This window comes from Mycobacterium sp. SMC-18, from assembly GCF_045310895.1.
In the GTDB taxonomy this organism is placed as follows: domain Bacteria; phylum Actinomycetota; class Actinomycetes; order Mycobacteriales; family Mycobacteriaceae; genus Mycobacterium.
The window spans coordinates 1-17,430 of the sequence record NZ_JBJIAL010000020.1 but is presented as its reverse complement, the minus strand read 5'-3'; the positions used below and the strand labels follow the sequence as shown (position 1 = coordinate 17,430).

Genomic DNA, 17,430 nt, shown 5'->3' with positions numbered 1-17,430 from the left:
TGTCAAGGTGCGCAATGCTTTAGGTGTTATGCGGCTGTGTCGAGGCGCATGGTGCGGCGGTTGTATGCGGGGATCGGTTTTCGTTGCGGGTCGACGGCCGCGGGTGGGACGAGCCAGGGGTGTTTGTCCAGGCCCATGACGACGTCCCAGCCGTCGTGGTGGACGTTGGCGTGGCAGGCCGGGCACAGCAGGCAGCCGTTGGCTAGTGATGTCTCACCGTGGTGGGTCCAGTGGATGATGTGGTGGGCGTGGGTGCGTCCGGGTGGTGCGCCGCATTTGATGCAGCACTGATCCCGCAGATACAGCGCTTTGCGCAGGTGCGCCGGGAACAAACGTTTCTCCCGGCCCATGTCCAGGGGTACCTGTTCGCCGTCGACGATGATCGTGGTGACGGTGGTGTCGCAGCAGATTCGTTCCAGGGTCATGGTGCTGATCGACCCGATGAATTCCAACGCCGCCAGGTCTGGAGTGTCGGCGGGCACCGTCACCAGTAGCTGCGTGCGCGGCGCGGAAGCGACGTCCCCGCCGCGGGCGGCGATGTCCAACACGGCCTCTAACGCATCCGCCCGCCGCCTGCCCGCCGTGCGGGTGTCGGGGGTGCCGTCGGGTTCGGGCCGCGGTGCCGAGTGTTCCTCGATCGCTGCGACCAGCTTGGCGCCCACCTCCACGTCCAAGTCCGCGCGCACCTGCACCCGACCATCGGAGGTGACGCGGTGCTCGACGGTGTTGATCGACCGGTCCTCCGCGGCCGGCAACCCACCTTCGGCGGCCGCATGCCGGTTCCCCAAACGCCGCGCGCGTTTGTCGATGTCGGCGGGGGTGGCGCCAGAGAAGAACTGCCCCAGCAGATCGGTCACCTGCGCGAACCGGGCTTCTTCGTCTACCTCACCGGGTGCGCGGGCTTGGATGTGGTTGATGCCTTTGACGATCGCATCGACATGCTCCCCGGAGATCGCACCGTCGGCGGCATGGGCCGTGAGCGTGGGTAACGCCGGCAAGGCGCCCGATACCCGGATAAAGCGCTCGGCCACCGATGGCGCACACCCCAACGCCATCAACAACTCCCGCGACGTCCGGCCCTGCGCCGCCGCCACCCCGCGGCGATCCAGCACCCCGGTCAGCATCGCTGCCAGATGATCGATCACGCCACGCAGTGTCAGTAGCGTCCGCAGCACACCAAGTGCGGCATCCCCGGTGATGTCTTCGGAAATGACCACGCCGCGCAGGTGGTCGAGGAGAGCTTTGAGATCCGGTGCGATTCCCATAACACATCGTATCGAACATACGTTCGAAAGGCAACGGATCTATCGCTCCGAACTTTCCGGCATGCCAGAGGGCGAGCCGCGAAGTGGCGGCTAGGTCACTGCGCGCTAGGCGAGAGAGCAAGCGCCGATCGCGACGCCCAACCGGCCTAGCCGCCGACCGCTTGCCGCAGCAGCTGCGGATCATGGGCGTTGACGAGGGACATATCAGGTTCATCCGAAGCCCAAAGTTCGCTCAGCCGTTGATGATTGGCCTGCACCTTCGCCCAGTCGAAGGCAACTGAGCGTTCCATCAGACGCAGGGCCCGCGGCGCGGTATTGCTGCCGTCGAGCTGGCCACGATGGTAGAAGCTGTCGCCGGCATGCAGAATCCAGCGGTCCCCCGCGTCGACGGCCACCGCGGCGTGCCCGCGCGTATGCCCGGGCAGGCTGATCAAGACGATGCCGTCAGCGATCTCGGCCAACTCTTTGGCGCCGGGGAAGCCGCGCCACGACTCCGAGGCCGCGGGCGAGTGCTCGACCAGGATCGGGCCGTGCGCGTGACCGGCCGGCAGGTAGCGCTGTTTCTCCACGAGCGTCTTCGGATGCAGTGCCGCGAATGCCTCGGCATCGGTGAGATGAACCTGCGCCCAAGGGAAGTCCGCCAGACCTCCCACGTGGTCGGCATCGAAGTGGGTCACGACGATGTGCCGCACGTCGCTGGGCTCGAACCCGAGGCGGCGAATTTGGTTGATGGCGGCTTCGTTCGGATCGAACACCGGGCGGACGTAGAAGCGGGCCGGGCCGAAGCGACTGCCCGGCGACTCGGCATCCCGCAGCCCCAACCCGGAGTCGACAAGCACGAGACCGCCCGGCGTTTCGACAAGGAGTACGTGGCAGACCAATCCGTCGGGCACGAACCGCGGATGCATGGTGCCGCAGTTGAGGTGGTGGACCCTCATGTCAGGTCAGCCGGGGCCGTCCCGATGAGCCGGGCATCGGGTTGGCTGGACATGGCCAGCAGCCCCCGCAGTCCGCGGATGACGGCGGGCCAGTTTCGCGGGTCACGCAGATTCAGGCCTCCCACAAGCTGTTTCAGCATCGTCAGCGTGTCGAAGTAGATGCGTTCGGCGACCAGGTCCTCGTTCTCGTCGAACACGAAATAGGCCGTCATCCGGGTGCGGTGCCGCGAGCCCGTCGCCGGGATGCCGCCGAGCGGGCCGAGATGCGTTCCGAGGAGCCAGAATTCGACGATCACGGCATCAGCGCTGTGTCGCAGCGCGATGATCTCGTGATCCTGGTCGGGAAACGCGACGCGGGTGTCGTGGTAGTAGCCACGCACATCGACGTCACCGTCGTGGACGGTGAGCGTCGGGATGATCTCGTAGTGCGGATGCGGGAAGGTGGCCAGCACGTCGTCCCAGTCCTGTCGGACCTCGTCGTGGAAGTGGTCGAGGACGAGCTTTTCGCGAGCCTGCAACACCTCGACGGAAGGGATGGCGAAGCGGTGCGTCATGGCGTCCTCCTCGAACTGCAAAGTATTTCCACACCGTGGGATTAATATGACAATAATCCCACGGTGTGGAAATTTGCAAGGGTCTGGGCCAGAATGAGGCCATGAACGCGGCCACCCCGACTCCCCGCCGCGGACGGCCGCCGAAGGCGCTGGCACAGCTGACGCGATCGACGATCCGGGAAGCGGCGCTGACCGTCATCGACCAGGACGGCATCGCCGCGGTCAGCATGCGGTCCGTCAGCCGCCTGCTCGGCGTCGACGCCAAGAGCCTCTACCACCATGTCGCCGACAAGGACGATCTGCTGGACGCCGTCGCCGAACATCTGCTCGGGCAGCTGCGACCACCGGCACCCACCGGCGAGTTGCGGACCGACCTGCGGGCCCTCGCCTACGAGTTCCGGCGCGTGACCCTCGCCCACCCGGAGGCCGCGACGCTCGTGCTGACCCGGCAGATGACGACGCTCGCCGGACTCGCGCCCGTCGAGGCTCTCCTGTCGATCCTGCATCGGGCCGGCGCCGCCCCCGAGCTCGCCGTGCGACTCACCCGTGTCCTGGTGGCCGCCGTCGTCGGGATGCTGCTGCGCGAGGTGTCCGCCGGCCCCACCTTCGGCAGCGGAAAGTCCGCCGACATCGCTGCCCGGCAGGCCGAACTGGAAGATTCCGCGCTCCCGGAAGTGGTTGCGTGCGCACCATTTCTCGCCCGGTTCGACCGGGACCGGGAATTCGCGTCGGGCGTGGACTTGCTCGCGGATTTCGCCGCATTCCAGCTGGTGAGCCTGACATAGTGCTGCCATGCGGTTGCTGAGTGCTGTCGACACGATGTTCTACCGGATGGAGTCCGACCGGACGCCCATGCACATCGGCGCCCTGCTGACGTTCCGGCTGCCCGACGGCGCCGGGCCGGACTACGTCCGCACCCTGTACAACGCATTCGCCGAACTGTCGTTCCTGCCGTTCCCGTTCGACAGCGCCGTCGTCGACGGCCTGCTGCCCGAGTGGCGCGAGGTCCGCCCGGACCCGGAGTACCACGTCCGGCTGTCAGCGCTGCCGTACCCCGGAAGCGAGGCCGATCTGGGCACCCTGGTCGCCCGGCTGCACGCGCACCCGCTCGACATGCGCCGGCCACTGTGGGAAGCACACTTCATCGAGGGCCTGTCCGACGGTCGCTTCGCCATGTACTTCAAGGCCCACCACTGTGCGGTGGACGGCATGGGCGCGATCAACACCATCAAGAAGTGGTTGAGCACCGAGCCGGACCGCTACGTGCCGCTGTCCGAGGCCGGACCGAAGGCCGAGGTGCCCGACCGCAACCGGGTCGCGTCGGTCGCCTACGAGCTGTGGAACCGGACGACGGACGGCGTCGCGGGTTCTGCCGAGTTGGTGAAGAGCCTGGTCGGCATGATCGGCGGCGACAACAGCCACGTCGGCGCCACGCTGGGCACGCCGCGCGCGCCGTTCAACGCCACCCTCACGCCGCAGCGCCGGCTCGCGGTCGAGGTGCTCGAACTGGGCCGCCTCAAGGCCATCGCCAAGGCCACCGAGACAACCGTCAACGACGTGACACTCGCCGTGTGTGGCGCGGCGCTGCGCCGCTACCTCGACGAGCAGGGCGAGCTGCCCGAGCAGACGCTGACCGCCTCGGTGCCGGTGGGCTGGGAGCGCGACGAGGACACCTTGAATGCGGCCGCGGGCTTCGTCTGCCCTTTGGCGACAACAGAATCGGACCCGTTGCAGCGGCTGGCGGTGATCAACGCCTCGACCACGCGCGGTAAGAAGGAACTGCTCGCGATGTCACCGAATGCCCTGAACCACTACACGTTGATGGGGTTGCTGCCACTGACGATCGGGCAGAAAACCGGTGCGCTGACCAAGATTCCGCCGTTGTTCAACCTCACGGTGTCCAACGTGGTCCTGACCAGAGAACCGCTGTACCTCGGTGGCGCACAGCTGGAATTGATCGCTCCGGTCTCTTTCCTGTGCGACGGCTACGGACTGAACATCACCCTGGTCGGCTACACCGACAAGGTCATCCTCGGCTTCGTCGGCTGCCGAGACACCATGCCGCATCTGCAGCGCCTGGCGGTCTACTCCCGCGAGGCGCTCGACGAATTGGAGCGGGCCGCCGCATAGGCCGCTGATAGAATCTCGATCCGTGATCGAGTCTTCGTCGGTGAGCCAGCCGGCTGTTCGCACCGCGGTGCAGCGCCGCGGCATCGAACGCACCCAGGCGATCCTCGATTCCGCCGAGACGATCCTCGCCGAACAAGGTTATGCCGCAGCAACTCTCAAGGCGATCGGCGAGCATGCCGGCATCCCGACGGCATCGCTCTACCACTACTTCGCGGACCGGAGGCAGGTCGAGGCCGAGCTCGTGCGGCGCCACATCCCGGTCATCGACGAGCGCTTCGCGGCATCGCTGTACGGCAACAAGATCCGGACGCTGCGCGACGGCGTCGACGCGATGATCGACCCACTGCTCGCCTACTTCCGGGAGAATCCCGGATTCGTGCAGCTGTGGTTCGCGGGCCGCAGCGCGACACTGTCCGAGCTGGGTGGGTTGTTCGACGAATCCTGGGCAGAAAAGCTGTGGCACTTCCTCATCGAGCACGAACTCATCACCGCAGCGACCCCGTTGTTCGCCGTCCAGTTGATGTTCGAGGTCGGTGATCGGCTCTTCGACGTGGCGTTCCAGCGCTCCCCCAAGGGCGATGACGCCACCATGGACGAGGGTCGGCGCATGCTCACCGCGTACCTGACGACATTCGCCCCATCAGGTACCAGGTCTGCATGACCCCCTTGCCCTTGACCTCGACGGCACCCCGCTCCTCCAGCACGAACGCGTCCTTGAGCCGCTCATAGACGTTGTGCGGCACCTGGATTCGACCTTCGACATCGGTGGTCTCCATTCGCGCCGCGACATTGACCGCGTCCCCCCACACGTCGTAGAAGAACTTGCGTGCGCCCACCACACCCGCGACCACCGGTCCGGCCGCCAGCCCGATGCGCAGTGGCACCCGCCGGCCGTTGGGGTCCGTCAACTCGGCCACCGCGTCGACCATGTCGAGAGCCAGATCGGCCAGCGCCTCGAGATGGTCGGGCCGCGGCTCGGGAACCCCACTGACGATCATGTAGGAATCGCCGCTCGTCTTGATCTTCTCCAAGCCGTGCCGGTCGACCAGCGTGTCCAGGTCGGTGTACAGGTGATCGAGAAACCTGACCAACTCGGTGGGCGTGGTATCGCTTGCGCGCTGGGTGAATCCGGCGATATCGGCGAACAGCACCGAGGCGTCGTCGTAGCTGTCAGCGATGACGTCGCGGTGCGGATCCTTCAACCGCTGAGCGATCTTCGAGGGCAAGATGTTGGCCAGCAGCGACTCGGAGCGCTCGTATTCGGCAGCCAAAGCCGATTCCGCGCGGCTGATTTCACGCAGTGCGTACCAGACGGTCGCGAGGACGAGCACCCATGAGGAAATTACCGAGATGAGGAATCCGGCAGTCGTGACCCACAGCGGCTGGACACCGGTGTCCGCGGGCACCAGGTACTGGAGCGCGATGATGAGTGCCGCACCCACCGCCGCCACCGCCGATGCCACCACGATGTGCTCGATCCCCAGGATCAGCACCACCAGCGAAGCGGCGACCAGGAAGTACAGCTGCTGGCCGGAACCTCTTCCGACATAAACGGTCACGAGCGTCGTCAAGGAGTACGCGATACCGATGAAGGTCAGCGGCGCGACGAGTTCGCCGTACCGGTACAAGCGGGGAATCGCGAGATAGACCGGGGCGCACACGACGGCGAGGCCACCGATCCAGATGCCGGCCTCGCCGGCGAGCATCGACAGCGTCCCGAGGAACGCGGCGACGACGGCACCGATCCTGGCGGCCACCGTGAGGACGCGTCGGCGGCGCGCCAGACTCTCGGCGGACGCAGCCTTCGGCGACATGATCCGCAGCCTAGCGCCGAAAGCGCACGTCACCGCGGGCATTGACAGTGCATCCGCGCGAAACCTAAACTCGATTTCGATTCGATATTGGCTTTGAGTATTACAGGGCGATCCCCATCAGAAGGAGAAGAACATGGCCAACACCCGACGGCGGGTCGTCTTCATCGGCGCGGCCGGTGAGATGTGTCGCCTGGCCATCGAACGGTTCGCGGTAGCCGCCGGCGACTGGGAGCTCGCGCTCTACGACATCCGGCCAGAACTGCTCGAGCCGCTGATCAAGAAGCTGCCGAGTGGGCTGGCGACGGCCGCCCGGCTCGATCTGTATGACCGCGACGGCCTGCGCACCGCCATCGACGGCGCGGCACTCGTCGTGCTCGGCGCCGGCCCGTACAACCGCACCGCCGGTCCGGTGATGGAAGCCTGCCTGGCCGCCGGGGTGCCGTACCTCGATTTCGATGACGACATCGAAAGCACCTTGCACGCACTGACTCTGGGCGACGCCGCCAAGGCGGCCGGCGTTCCGATGTACATCGGCTGCGGCGCCTCGCCCGGCATCACGAACGTGCTGGCCGCCGACGCCGCCGCCGAACTGGACACCGTCGAGAACATCGACGTCTATTGGGTGGTCGGCGACGAGCGTGGTTCGATCGGTCGCGCGGTGCTCGACCACATGCTGCGCGTCGCCGCGGGTCCCTGCATGACGTGGGAGAACGGCGGACCGGTCATGCACCAGTCCTGGCTGGAGACCCGGTGGACGGACCTGGGCGGCGGGCTGGGCCTGACGTTGGTGCACGAGACGGCCCATCCCGAACCCGTGACACTGCCGCGGAAGTACCCCGATGCCAAGAACATTCGTTGTTTCGGCGGCCTGGACCCGGCGCCCTACAACGGCCTGGTCCGGGGCGTCGGCCTGGCCGTGCAGAAGGGTCAGATACCCGTCGAGAAGGCCATCGACTTCCTGGAATCCCTGCTCACCGGCGGAGTGGGCAGTGTCGCCGGCTGGCGCCACGGCCTGGCGGGAATGTGGGACCTGGTGCGCACGGGTGAGTCGACGCGCCTCGAGCTGCTCACGTTCCTCGCCAAAGCTGCAGCGGGCCACACCTTTCCGTACAAATCTGGGCTGAAGGTCGAGGTGACCGGCCTCAAGGACGGCATCCCCACCGTCGCCAGCCGCCGCACGCCGGTCGCAGGCCCAGGCACCTATCTGTTCACCGACATGGCGGCCGCAACGGGCACCGCGTGCGCCGCGTTCATGGTGGTGGCACTCGAATCCGGCAGCCGCGCCGGGGTTTTCACGCCCGAGGAATGGGCCGAACCGGCGCAGTTCTACTCGGCACTGAAGCGGGTCGGCACGCCGAGCGCCGAACTTCCCGTCGGCGCGCACTAGAGGGGCTGGTCATGGATCTGAAGACCGCGTTGTACGCACTCGCCGACATCTTCATGATCGTCGCCGGTTTCACGTACGGCTTCAAGTTCATTCGGAACTACCAGAACTACCTGCTGGGCCTCGAGTGGATCATCGTCGCGTCGTCCGGCACCAACTTCCTGGTGTATGGGCTGGTCGGCGCCGACGAAACCAGTCCGATGTTCCACGCGGCGTTCTTTCTCGACGCCTTCTCGCGGTCGATCGGCATCACCGTGATCCTCGTCCTGGGCCTGATGAAGGTCACGCACGGGTACCGGCCGTCGATCGCCGTCGACATCGGAGTGTTCGGGCTCGCGGTCATCGGCGGACTCGTGATGTCGTTGTTCGCCGCGGATTTCGGCGTGGCCGGGGCCATCTTCTACGTGGTCATGAACGCCCTGACGACGCTGTTCCTGTTCTACTTCGCCTGGCGACTGTGGCGGATCGGCGCACAAGGTAACGCGATGGCCGTCGCCGCCGTGACGATCGCGGCGGCTGCCATTGCCGGAATGTACGACTTCTACCGCATCCCGGGCGACGATCAGCACCACACGGTCTTCTACATCCTGGCGCTGACCACCTGGGCGGCGCAGATGACGGTGTATTACTACGGTTACCGCGCGCTGGACAATCACACCGCGCGAATCCCGGCCGAAAAGGCTTTTACCGCATAGCACTTCGCAGACAGTGACGGCCCGCGGGTACATCCCGCGGGCCGTTTCTGCACTTCGTCAGTACGCGCCGTCGGCCAGTCCGGCAGCGATGCTCCGGGCCGCGTGCGCACCGGTGTCCATGGCACCTTCGATGGCGCCGGCCTCGACCCCGGCAATGTCGCTGCCGGCGAAGTGGATTCGCCCATGGGCTTCCCGCAGCTGCGCGGCACCGCCGGTGAAGTGTCCCGGCCGGTGCACCATGAATCCGCCCTTGGAGAATTCGTCGGTAACCCAGTCATGGCAGGCGGTTTCGCGCACCTCGATGTCGGCAATGAACGCCCGCAACGCCTGCTGCACCGCGGCGGGATCGTTGGCGTCGATCGCGGCGCCCGTGGAGCACAGACACATGATGAACGTGTCGCCGTCTTCGTGGTACTCCACCCGTGCGGCGTTGATGGGGTTCTGTCCCAGCGGCGCGACGGCCTGGAACGGCTCGAGTACGCCCTTGGCCCGCACCCAGATTTTGGAGCCCACGATCGGATTCTTCTCCTCGATCATGCGACGCGACGCCGCCGGGACCTCGGGGGTGATGGCGATGTCCCCCAAGGTGTTCAGCGGCACCGCGACGACGGCCGCACGCGCCCGGATCCGCTGACCGTCTCGCGTGGTGACGGTGACGCCGGCACCGTCGTCCTCGACTGCGGCGATCGGAGTCGACAACCTCACCTTCGCCGTCGACTCCGCCATGATGGCGTCGAGCAGCCTTCTGGTGCCGCCCTCGATGGGCCAGGTGCCGGCTGTCTCGAAGAACGCCGCCCAACTGCCGAAGTATGTCGCCACGCACGAAAGGAACTGGGCGACACCGTGATCTTCGTAGGACGTCACCAGCGCAGCCATGGCACCGTCGAGCAGGTCATGCTCGTAGGGCGGCAGATTCAGTGCGTTGAGCCGGTCGGCAATGGTCTCTTTCTCGATTGCGCTGGTGTCAACGAGGCCGATTTCGAACGGTTGCGGGAACACAGCACGAGCGTCGGCGAAGAACTGATTCATCAGCGGCTCGAGCGCCGCGCCGTACTCCTCGGGTAACGCCGAATGCGTTGCGCCTTCGGCAATCCAGTACATCGTGGTGGGCACGACAGGGATCTGGAGTGGAATGTTGTGCCGCTGCAGTTCCTGCCACATGTTGGGCTGCGTCCAGTGCACATAGGTGCCCCCGTACTCCAACTGCCGGCCCAGGCCGGGACCGGTCCACGTGCGGCCGCCGACCCGGTCGCGTGCCTCGAGCAGCACCACCGAGTGCCCTTTGAGGCTCAGGTCGCGCGCCGCGATGACGCCGGCGAAGCCACCGCCGATCACCGCGACGTCGTATTGATCTGTCATTGTTGCTCCCATCAAAGGCGAATTCGATTCGTGTTCGACTTTAGGTAGTGCGCCGGGCGCCGTCAATGAAGGCGGCTATGCTCTCGAAAGATGCCCACCACCCCGCCTTCAAGCGCCGGACGGTCCCGTCCGGCAGCAGTTCAGCGCCGCGGCGTGGAGCGCACACAGGCGCTCCTCGACGCGGCCGAAACGCTGCTCAGCGAGCAGGGCTACGCGGCCGCCACGCTCAAAGCCGTCGGCGAGCTGGCCGGCATCCCGACCGCGTCGGTCTACCACTACTTCGCGGACCGTCATCAGCTCGAAGCCGAACTCGTGCAACGGCATATCGCCGCGCTCGACGACATCCTGACGGCTGCGCTCGAGCGCAGCCGCGCCCGCACCCTGCGCGGCGCCATCAACGTGCTGATCGACACCATGGTCGACTACTTCCGTGAGCACCGCAGCCTGATCGCGCTGTGGTTCGTCGAACGCACGTCTGCCGTTGGCGAATCCGCCCGCGCTGCCGACGAAGCGTGGGCCGAACAGTTCTGGCGGTACCTCATCGAGCGCGAGCTGTTGCATCCGGACACACCGGTCCTGGTCGTACTGCTGACCTTCGAAGCCGGCAACCGACTTCTCGACGTCGCCTTCCGACAGTCGCCGACCGGCGACGAGGTCGTCATCGATGAAGTGCGACGGATGAGTACCGCCTATCTGGAGACCTACGCCCCCACCAAGCGGGCGCGCTGAGTCAGCCCGCCGCGGCCGCGATGGCGTCGCTGAGCATGCGCGCGCACAGCGCGATGTAGTCCGCGCGGGAAATGACGACGTCGCCGGCAGCGAGCGCGACCGCGGCATCCACCTGGCCGCCGACGAGTACCCGCGTCGCCATCGCCAGACGGCCGGTCGTCCGGTCGTCCATGGGGCCGACGACGGCGGCCACCTGCTCGGTCACGAACGCGACGTACTGATCGGTTGCCACCCGCTTGCGCGCCGCGACAGCCGCGACGCCGGCGGATTCGGCGTACAACCGCGCCCTGGGTACATCGCTGATGATGACGTCGTAGAACACGGCCAGCGCGGCGCTCGCCCGCTCGACGATGTCGGGCCCGCAGGCGTCCACGGCCGCCAGCGTCTGCGTGAAAACGTCCCGCATCACGTCGTCGAACAGGGCGGCGAGCAGCTCGTCACGGTTCGCGAAATGCTCGTAGAAGTACCGCTGGCTGAGCCGCGCCCGCCGACAGACGGTGTTCATCCGCAACCCGGCGACGCCCACCTCCGCGACTTCGTCCAGGCCCGCCGCGATCAGGCGATTCCGGCGTTCCTGCACGCGCTGATCGGCCTTCACACCACGGAAAGGCCGCGTCACGGTCGTCATATCTCAATCTTGACACAGCGCTGTTCCAGGAACACCATTGTTCCTACTTCGGGCCCGAACCGGCCACCATCCACAGCACGCCAAGAAAGGCCGCCGATGAACCTCACCGACCGATTCCAGGACCTGATCGACCGCGGCGTCGCCCCGACGCTCGACCAGCTCGACGCGCTGTACGACGACGCGTCCGCCGTCGGCGTCGACGATGTGCTCGGCGAATGGGCGGGCGGCGTGTTCGGCCTGGGCCACCCCGCCGAAGCGCAGCTGGAGGCGATCAAATGGGCCGGCAAGTCCTTCGGCGCCGCCGATGACGTCGCACCGATCGTCTGCTTCGACGACGCGGGACGCCGTTTCGTGAACCCCATCTTCGGGGGCGCGAGCCTGCGGCTGACGGACTACCGCGGCAGCGCAACCGCCACGATGACCTACCACGACCTGCCGATGGCGGATCATTTCCGGAAGATCTCCGACACCATCCTCATCGGGGCGATGGAAGCGCCGGGGCAGAGCCGGGCCGGCTACTTCTACCTGACCCGGATGGACACCATCGAGCGGCCGCGCAATCCCGAGTTCGTCTCGTGCGAACCGGCCCGCACCGCGGACGCCGCTGTCCTGCGCGCACCGGGCCAACCGTTCGAGGTCACCCAGGTCGAGCTCGAAAGTCCGCGCCCCGACGAGGTTCTCGTGCGTATCGAGGCGGTCGGCATCTGTCACAGCGACCTCGTGATCGCCGGAATGGCTCAGCCCCAACAACTTCCGATGGTTCTCGGCCATGAAGGCGCGGGCGTCATCGAGGCCGTCGGGACCGATGTGACGGACCTCCAGCCCGGCGATCACGTCGTGCTCAGCTACGCGTGGTGCGGCGAGTGCACCAACTGCAGACGCGACCGGATGGCGTACTGCTCGCGGTCCAACATGCTCAACCTCACCGGCGCCCGGCTCGACGGCAGCGGTGGCATGCGGATCGGCACCACGCCGGTGCATGCCCGCTTCTGCGGCCAATCCTCTTTCGCCACATACGCTCTCGCCGTCGCTCACACCGTGGTACGCGTCCCGAAGGACGTGCCGTTCGACGTACTCGCTCCCCTCGGTTGCGGCGTCCAGACCGGCGCGGGCACGGTACTGAACGCGCTGCGCCCCGAGCCGGGTTCATCGATCGCGGTGTTCGCCGCGGGCTCGGTGGGGCTGTCGGCCATCATGGCCGCGAAGGTGGCCGGCTGCGAACGGATCATCGCCGTGGACCCCAAACCGCAACGGCGGGAGCTTGCGGTGTCGTTGGGCGCCACCGACGCCGTCGATCCCGCCTACGCCAGAAGCGCCGTCCGGTCCGGCGTCGACTACGCCGTCGACTGCATCGGCAAACCGGAATCCGCGCGCGCCGCAATCGCCAGCCTGGCGTCGCCCGGCGTCTGCGCCGTCGTCGGCCTGCAGGGCCTGAGCACCCCCATCCAGGTCGACCTCGCGAAGCTCGTCGGCAAGGGTCAGACCCTCTGCGGTGTCGTCGAAGGCCAGGCGGTGCCACGCCGCTTCATCCCGACGCTCATCGACCTGTACCGCAGCGGTGCGCTACCCGTCGACCGCTTGATCACCACGTTCGGGCTCGACGAGATCAACGACGCCATCGCGGCGACGCAACGCGGAGATGTCGTCAAAGCCGTGTTGCTGCCGGCGGGACCGCGTCGGTAGCCGGGATGTCTGGTCACCGCCCGAGTCGTCGCAGCAAGTTCGTTCAGCGTCTGCTCTACATGTTCTTCCGGCCGATGTTCGTCATCGGCGAACCCAGCGGCATCCAACTGGCGGCGTTGCGGTTCGTGGTCGAACAGTTCGCTCCTCGGCCCGATCGCGGCACCGACGTCGAATCGACCGTCGAAAACGGCGTCCGTTGCGCCTGGGTCACCGCAGACGGCGCCGGCCGCGACGGCGTGGTGCTCTACCTGCATGGTGGCGGCTATTTCGTCGGCTCCGCACACGCAGCAGCCGGGACTGCCGCGCGGATCTCTGCTGCCAGCGGACTACGCGTCTGCGTGCCCGACTACTGCCTGTTGCCCGAACATCCGGTCCCGGCTGCGGCTGATGACGCTGTCGCCGTCTACCGCGCGCTGCTGGCAGCTGGTGTCGACCCCGCCACCCTGGTGGTGGCGGGCGATTCGGCCGGCGGCCATCTCGCGGCGTGCCTGGTCAACGAGGTGAAGGACAGTGGATTGCCGCTGCCGCGAGCCGTGGTGCTGTGGTCGCCGGTGATCGATCCGCTCGGCCAAGCGGCCATCGCCGCCGACCGAAGGCGACGCGACGCCGTTCTCGCCGTCCCGTTCTGGGCGCCGGCGTTGCGAAAGCATCTCACCGATGCCCGCGAGGCCACTCGCATGAACCCACTCGCCGACGTCGACCACCGGTGGTCGCGGTGGACGATGATCTACGAAGCGCCGCAGGGCAATTGCGTCAGGCGGCAGCACCAGGGGACCCGCTGGAACGCATCCAGTCGTACACGGCGGCCTTGATTGACTGGTTCTGCTCAGGCCTCATCGTCACGCCGTCCGACGAACTCGTCGCGCCGCTGCGGGAGGCCATTGCACACGGTTGCCGATCCGGCTGCGTCTCATCGCGCGATCCAGATGGCGACGCGCAGGCCATATTTCATCTCGTCCTCGGCGTGCTCGTCACGCACACCACCATCGGCCGGCCGGCGTCCCGCAAGGAACTCGAAATGGCGGTCATGGGGACAATCAGGGGCGCCCTCAGGGTGCGCTGACGAGACCGCACTCACCCGCCAACGACAACAGGCCAGAAGCGTGAGCTTCTGGCCTGTTGTTTGTGGTGCGCCCGAAGGGATTCGAACCCCTAACCTTCTGATCCGTAGTCAGATGCTCTATCCGTTGAGCTACGGGCGCATTGGGTACAACTATTCAGTTATGTGGCGGAGGCGAGAGGATTTGAACCTCCGGTCCCCTGTAAGGGGGACAACTCATTAGCAGTGAGTCCCATTCGGCCGCTCTGGCACGCCTCCTGAACGATCCGAGGGTACCGGACTCTTGCACCCCGGAACCGCCGAGGGCATACGGTACACAGTCAACGCCCACAAAGGCAAAGCGCGACGCCAGAGCGCCATCTGCCGTCCACCTAGACTGTCCCGGGTGACCGCCCGCCTGCGCCCCGAGATGGACGCTCTGCCTGCCTACACCCCCGGCCGCACAGTGCCCGGCGCCATCAAGATCGCCAGCAACGAGACCGTCGACGGACCGCTGCCCAGCGTCCGCGAAGCCATCGTCAAAGCGATGGACAACATCAACCGCTACCCGGACAACGGCTACGCGGCGCTGCGTGAACGACTGGCGGCCTACGTCGGGTTCGCGCCCAACCAGATCTCGGTGGGCTGCGGGTCGGTGAGCCTGTGCCAGCAGCTCGTCCAGATCACCGCCTCGGTCGGCGACGAGGTGCTGTTCGCGTGGCGCAGCTTCGAGATCTACCCACTGCAGGTCCGCACCGCCGGCGCGACGCCCGTGCCCGTCCCGCTGACGGACTACACGCACGATCTGGACGCCATGCTGGCCGCGATCACCGACCGCACGCGACTGATCTTCGTCTGCAACCCCAACAACCCCACCTCGACGGTCGTCGACCCGGTCAAGCTGGCCGAGTTCGTCGCCAAGGTCCCGCCGCACATCCTGGTGGTCCTGGACGAGGCGTACGTCGAGTACATCCGCGACGGCCTCCTGCCGGACAGTCTGGCGCTGGTGCGCAAGCACCCCAACGTCGTCGTCCTGCGCACCTTCTCGAAGGCCTACGGCCTGGCCGGACTGCGGATTGGCTACGCCGTCGCACACGAGGACATCGTCACCGCGCTGGGCAAGGTGTACGTGCCGTTCACGGCGACCAGCGTCAGCCAGGCCGCGGCCATCGCCTGCCTGGACGCCGCCGACGAACTGCTGGCGCGCACCGACGCGGTGGTGGCCGAGCGGGCCCGGGTCAGCGCCGCCCTGCGCGACGCAGGGTTCGAGCTGCCCGACTCGCAGGCCAACTTCGTCTGGCTGCCGTTGAGCCCGGAAGACACCGCCGACTTCGTCGACGCGGCCGCCGACAACAAGCTGCTGGTGCGGCCCTACGGCGGGGAAGGCGTGCGCGTCACCGTCACGGTGCCGCACGAGAACGACCTGTTCCTCGACTTCGCGGTCAGGTGGCGCGGCGGCGGCCGGTGAAGCCGATCAGCTGATCCAGTGCACTCGCATCAGCCGGTACCTCGACGGGGTCGTCGAACCCGACGGCCGCGCGCGCCGCGGGACTGATCACAGCCCTGGTCATGACGAGGACGTACTCGGCCAGGTCCTCCGGGGCGTCCACGTCGCGGCCGACGGCCGTTGCGTAGTCCCAGGCATGGACGAGGAATTCGAGAGGCAGGATGCCGGCGATCTGCGCGGCGGGCATCTCCCCCGGCCCCGCCGCGACGGTGCCCTCCAGCCCCCTGCTGCGCCACGCGGCCAGAGCAGGCCGGGCTGCGGCGGTGACCTGGTCGACGATCGGCGCCGCGGCGTCACGCTCGGGCAGCTGCGCGCCGGCGATCCCGCCGATGACCGTGATCGAGTTCATCAGGTGATCGGTGAGGGCCGCCACATCGAACTCGGTGCACGGCGTCTGCCGCGCCGCATCGTCAGGCCCGAGACCGGCCAACACCCGCTCGAGCACGTCCAGACTGGCCTCGCCGGCCTCGATCACATCGGACGGAATCGTCATGGGCGAGACGCTACGCCCAGGTTGACCGGCTAGCCTGCCGATCATGGGTGAAACCTCGGGAAGCTTCGAATCGCTCTCCATTGAGACCAAGGACCACGTCGCACAGGTGACGCTGCTCGGGCCGGGCAAGGGCAATGCCATGGGTCCGGCCTTCTGGGCCGAGCTGCCGGTGGCCTTCGCCGCCCTGGACGCCGACCCCGACGTGCGGGCCATCGTGCTCACCGGGTCGGGCCGCAACTTCAGCTATGGACTGGATCTGCCCGCGATGGGCGGCATGCTGGCACCCATGCTCGGGGGCGGGCTGGCCAAGGAACGCGCCGACTTCCACACCGCGCTGCGGGCCATGCAGCAGGCGATCACCGCGGTCGCCGACTGCCGCACCCCCACCATCGCCTCGATCCAGGGCTGGTGCATCGGCGGCGGTGTCGACCTGATCTCGGCGGTGGACATCCGCTACGCGAGCGCCGATGCCAAGTTCTCGGTGCGCGAAGTGAAGTTGGCCATCGTCGCCGACGTGGGCTCGCTGGCCCGGTTGCCGCTCATCCTGAACGACGGTCATCTGCGTGAATTGGCGTTGACGGGCAAGGACTTCGACGCTGCCCGCGCCGAGAAGATCGGCCTGGTGAACGACGTCTACGCCGACGCCGACGCGTCGCTCGCTGCCGCGCACGAGACCGCACGTGAGATCGCCGCGAACCCGCCGCTGACGGTGCGCGGTGTCAAAGACGTACTGGATGAGCAACGCACGGAACGGGTTTCGGCCAGCCTGCGGTACGTCGCGGCCTGGAACTCGGCGTTCATCGCGTCGAAGGATCTGAGCGAAGGCATCACCGCGATGTTCGAGAAGCGCGCGCCGGAGTTCAAGGGCGAGTAAGGGCGAATCACCTTGAGCCTCAACTACATCGAAGCGATCGTAGTCGGCGCGTTCCAGGGTGTCACCGAGCTGTTCCCGGTGTCGAGCCTGGGCCACTCGATCCTGGTTCCGGCTCTGGTCGGTGGGCAATGGGCCCAGGATCTGAGCATGACGGCCGAGAAGTCGCCGTACCTCGCGTTCCTGGTGGCCGTGCACGTCGCGACGGCGCTGGCGCTGCTGGTGTTCTTCTGGCGGGACTGGGTGGCGGTCGCCGGCGGTTTGGTGGCTCTTCATGATTGAGGGTGTAGAACGGTCAGCTGCTGTCGGCCTGTGATTGGGGTGTCTGGTTGGCTGGGTGT

General features: G+C 67.0%; 18 protein-coding genes, 2 tRNA genes and 1 pseudogene. 12 read left to right on the top strand and 9 right to left on the bottom strand.

The features are described 5' to 3' along the window. Positions 1–26: 26 nt before the first annotated feature. From ACJH6J_RS18145 to ACJH6J_RS18135, 3 genes are all read right to left on the bottom strand, one after another. Positions 27–1,265, bottom strand: coding sequence for a DUF222 domain-containing protein (locus ACJH6J_RS18145; RefSeq protein ID WP_406802841.1), 1,239 nt, complete (start codon positions 1,263–1,265; stop codon positions 27–29). A 146-nt stretch (positions 1,266–1,411) separates the two neighbouring features. After that, positions 1,412–2,203, bottom strand: coding sequence for an MBL fold metallo-hydrolase (locus tag ACJH6J_RS18140; RefSeq protein ID WP_406784107.1), 792 nt, complete (start codon positions 2,201–2,203; stop codon positions 1,412–1,414). Next, the gene (locus tag ACJH6J_RS18135; protein ID WP_406784106.1) at positions 2,200–2,757 is read right to left on the bottom strand and encodes an ester cyclase; all 558 of its coding nucleotides are present in this window, start codon (positions 2,755–2,757) and stop codon (positions 2,200–2,202) included. The genes ACJH6J_RS18140 and ACJH6J_RS18135 overlap by 4 nt, the downstream gene beginning before the upstream one ends. A gap of 101 nt (positions 2,758–2,858) precedes the next feature. On the opposite strand from ACJH6J_RS18135, the gene ACJH6J_RS18130 reads away from it, so the two are divergent. The 3 genes from ACJH6J_RS18130 to ACJH6J_RS18120 are packed head-to-tail and all read left to right on the top strand — an operon-like array spanning position 2,859 to position 5,548. Further along, complete coding sequence (locus ACJH6J_RS18130) at positions 2,859–3,542, top strand: TetR/AcrR family transcriptional regulator (RefSeq protein ID WP_406784105.1); 684 nt, start codon at positions 2,859–2,861, stop codon at positions 3,540–3,542. 7 nt (positions 3,543–3,549) lie between these two features. Further along, on the top strand, positions 3,550–4,887 hold the full coding sequence (locus ACJH6J_RS18125) for a wax ester/triacylglycerol synthase family O-acyltransferase (protein WP_318983950.1): 1,338 nt from the start codon (positions 3,550–3,552) through the stop codon (positions 4,885–4,887). A gap of 22 nt (positions 4,888–4,909) precedes the next feature. After that, positions 4,910–5,548, top strand: coding sequence for a TetR/AcrR family transcriptional regulator (locus tag ACJH6J_RS18120; protein ID WP_406784104.1), 639 nt, complete (start codon positions 4,910–4,912; stop codon positions 5,546–5,548). Here the strand turns inward: ACJH6J_RS18120 and ACJH6J_RS18115 are convergent. Beyond that, complete coding sequence (locus tag ACJH6J_RS18115) at positions 5,499–6,701, bottom strand: adenylate/guanylate cyclase domain-containing protein (RefSeq protein WP_406784103.1); 1,203 nt, start codon at positions 6,699–6,701, stop codon at positions 5,499–5,501. The two genes, ACJH6J_RS18120 and ACJH6J_RS18115, sit on opposite strands and share 50 nt — an antisense overlap. Positions 6,702–6,834: 133 nt before the next feature. On the opposite strand from ACJH6J_RS18115, the gene ACJH6J_RS18110 reads away from it, so the two are divergent. Together ACJH6J_RS18110 and ACJH6J_RS18105 are read left to right on the top strand one after the other, a co-directional pair. Further along, a complete protein-coding gene (locus ACJH6J_RS18110) occupies positions 6,835–8,088 on the top strand; it encodes a saccharopine dehydrogenase family protein (protein WP_406784102.1) in 1,254 nt (417 codons plus the stop codon). An 11-nt stretch (positions 8,089–8,099) separates the two neighbouring features. After that, the gene (locus ACJH6J_RS18105) at positions 8,100–8,780 is read left to right on the top strand and encodes a transporter (protein ID WP_406784101.1); all 681 of its coding nucleotides are present in this window, start codon (positions 8,100–8,102) and stop codon (positions 8,778–8,780) included. 57 nt (positions 8,781–8,837) lie between these two features. Here the strand turns inward: ACJH6J_RS18105 and ACJH6J_RS18100 are convergent, their stop codons facing one another. Beyond that, positions 8,838–10,139, bottom strand: a complete 1,302-nt coding sequence (locus ACJH6J_RS18100) for a flavin monoamine oxidase family protein (protein WP_406784100.1) — start codon at positions 10,137–10,139, stop codon at positions 8,838–8,840. Between the two features lie 90 nt (positions 10,140–10,229). On the opposite strand from ACJH6J_RS18100, the gene ACJH6J_RS18095 reads away from it, so the two are divergent. Continuing rightward, the gene (locus ACJH6J_RS18095; protein WP_406784099.1) at positions 10,230–10,868 is read left to right on the top strand and encodes a TetR/AcrR family transcriptional regulator; all 639 of its coding nucleotides are present in this window, start codon (positions 10,230–10,232) and stop codon (positions 10,866–10,868) included. A gap of 1 nt (position 10,869) precedes the next feature. On the opposite strand, the gene ACJH6J_RS18090 is transcribed toward ACJH6J_RS18095, so the two are convergent. After that, positions 10,870–11,496: a TetR/AcrR family transcriptional regulator gene (locus tag ACJH6J_RS18090; protein WP_406784098.1), complete on the bottom strand. Its 627-nt coding sequence runs from the start codon at positions 11,494–11,496 to the stop codon at positions 10,870–10,872. A 96-nt stretch (positions 11,497–11,592) separates the two neighbouring features. Here ACJH6J_RS18090 and ACJH6J_RS18085 point away from each other — a divergent pair, with 96 nt between their 5' ends. From ACJH6J_RS18085 to ACJH6J_RS18075, 3 genes are read left to right on the top strand one after another with little or no spacing between them, the layout of a single operon-like run. Further along, positions 11,593–13,179 (top strand): alcohol dehydrogenase catalytic domain-containing protein, encoded by a 1,587-nt coding sequence (locus ACJH6J_RS18085; RefSeq protein WP_406784097.1) that lies wholly within the window; start codon positions 11,593–11,595, stop codon positions 13,177–13,179. A gap of 5 nt (positions 13,180–13,184) precedes the next feature. Beyond that, positions 13,185–13,991, top strand: coding sequence for an alpha/beta hydrolase (locus ACJH6J_RS18080; RefSeq protein ID WP_406784096.1), 807 nt, complete (start codon positions 13,185–13,187; stop codon positions 13,989–13,991). Continuing rightward, the gene (locus ACJH6J_RS18075) at positions 13,988–14,242 is read left to right on the top strand and encodes a hypothetical protein (RefSeq protein WP_406784095.1); all 255 of its coding nucleotides are present in this window, start codon (positions 13,988–13,990) and stop codon (positions 14,240–14,242) included. Before ACJH6J_RS18080 ends, ACJH6J_RS18075 begins: the two co-directional genes overlap by 4 nt. A 63-nt stretch (positions 14,243–14,305) precedes the next feature. Here ACJH6J_RS18075 and ACJH6J_RS18070 read toward each other — a convergent pair. Next, positions 14,306–14,381: transfer RNA gene (locus ACJH6J_RS18070), tRNA-Arg, on the bottom strand. Positions 14,382–14,405: 24 nt separating this feature from the next. Further along, positions 14,406–14,497: transfer RNA gene (locus ACJH6J_RS18065), tRNA-Ser, on the bottom strand. A gap of 127 nt (positions 14,498–14,624) precedes the next feature. Between ACJH6J_RS18065 and hisC the strand changes: the two genes are divergently transcribed. After that, positions 14,625–15,686: a histidinol-phosphate transaminase gene (gene hisC, locus ACJH6J_RS18060; RefSeq protein ID WP_212807451.1), complete on the top strand. Its 1,062-nt coding sequence runs from the start codon at positions 14,625–14,627 to the stop codon at positions 15,684–15,686. Here hisC and ACJH6J_RS18055 read toward each other — a convergent pair. Further along, positions 15,661–16,218 carry a TIGR03086 family metal-binding protein gene (locus ACJH6J_RS18055; RefSeq protein WP_212807452.1) on the bottom strand — a complete coding sequence of 186 codons (558 nt, stop codon included), beginning with the start codon at positions 16,216–16,218 and terminating at the stop codon, positions 15,661–15,663. The two genes, hisC and ACJH6J_RS18055, sit on opposite strands and share 26 nt — an antisense overlap. A 43-nt stretch (positions 16,219–16,261) precedes the next feature. Between ACJH6J_RS18055 and ACJH6J_RS18050 the strand changes: the two genes are divergently transcribed. Together ACJH6J_RS18050 and ACJH6J_RS18045 are read left to right on the top strand one after the other, a co-directional pair. Then, on the top strand, positions 16,262–17,092 hold the full coding sequence (locus tag ACJH6J_RS18050) for a crotonase/enoyl-CoA hydratase family protein (protein WP_212807453.1): 831 nt from the start codon (positions 16,262–16,264) through the stop codon (positions 17,090–17,092). A gap of 6 nt (positions 17,093–17,098) precedes the next feature. Continuing rightward, positions 17,099–17,350, top strand: a pseudogene (locus ACJH6J_RS18045) (undecaprenyl-diphosphate phosphatase); the annotation flags it as partial. Positions 17,351–17,430: the final 80 nt, after the last annotated feature.

Bases quoted from the DNA above. Each gene is read 5' to 3' on its own strand.
- ACJH6J_RS18095 (WP_406784099.1), top strand. From the start codon at position 10,230: ATGCCCACCACCCCGCCTTCAAGCGCCGGACGGTCCCGTCCGGCAGCA.
- ACJH6J_RS18050 (WP_212807453.1), top strand. From the start codon at position 16,262: ATGGGTGAAACCTCGGGAAGCTTCGAATCGCTCTCCATTGAGACCAAG.
- ACJH6J_RS18110 (WP_406784102.1), top strand. From the start codon at position 6,835: ATGGCCAACACCCGACGGCGGGTCGTCTTCATCGGCGCGGCCGGTGAG.
- ACJH6J_RS18055 (WP_212807452.1), bottom strand. From the start codon at position 16,218: ATGACGATTCCGTCCGATGTGATCGAGGCCGGCGAGGCCAGTCTGGAC.
- ACJH6J_RS18090 (WP_406784098.1), bottom strand. From the start codon at position 11,496: ATGACGACCGTGACGCGGCCTTTCCGTGGTGTGAAGGCCGATCAGCGC.
- ACJH6J_RS18115 (WP_406784103.1), bottom strand. From the start codon at position 6,701: ATGTCGCCGAAGGCTGCGTCCGCCGAGAGTCTGGCGCGCCGCCGACGC.
- ACJH6J_RS18080 (WP_406784096.1), top strand. From the start codon at position 13,185: ATGTCTGGTCACCGCCCGAGTCGTCGCAGCAAGTTCGTTCAGCGTCTG.
- ACJH6J_RS18105 (WP_406784101.1), top strand. From the start codon at position 8,100: ATGGATCTGAAGACCGCGTTGTACGCACTCGCCGACATCTTCATGATC.
- ACJH6J_RS18085 (WP_406784097.1), top strand. From the start codon at position 11,593: ATGAACCTCACCGACCGATTCCAGGACCTGATCGACCGCGGCGTCGCC.
- ACJH6J_RS18135 (WP_406784106.1), bottom strand. From the start codon at position 2,757: ATGACGCACCGCTTCGCCATCCCTTCCGTCGAGGTGTTGCAGGCTCGC.
- ACJH6J_RS18145 (WP_406802841.1), bottom strand. From the start codon at position 1,265: ATGGGAATCGCACCGGATCTCAAAGCTCTCCTCGACCACCTGCGCGGC.
- ACJH6J_RS18125 (WP_318983950.1), top strand. From the start codon at position 3,550: ATGCGGTTGCTGAGTGCTGTCGACACGATGTTCTACCGGATGGAGTCC.
- ACJH6J_RS18130 (WP_406784105.1), top strand. From the start codon at position 2,859: ATGAACGCGGCCACCCCGACTCCCCGCCGCGGACGGCCGCCGAAGGCG.
- ACJH6J_RS18100 (WP_406784100.1), bottom strand. From the start codon at position 10,139: ATGACAGATCAATACGACGTCGCGGTGATCGGCGGTGGCTTCGCCGGC.
- ACJH6J_RS18140 (WP_406784107.1), bottom strand. From the start codon at position 2,203: ATGAGGGTCCACCACCTCAACTGCGGCACCATGCATCCGCGGTTCGTG.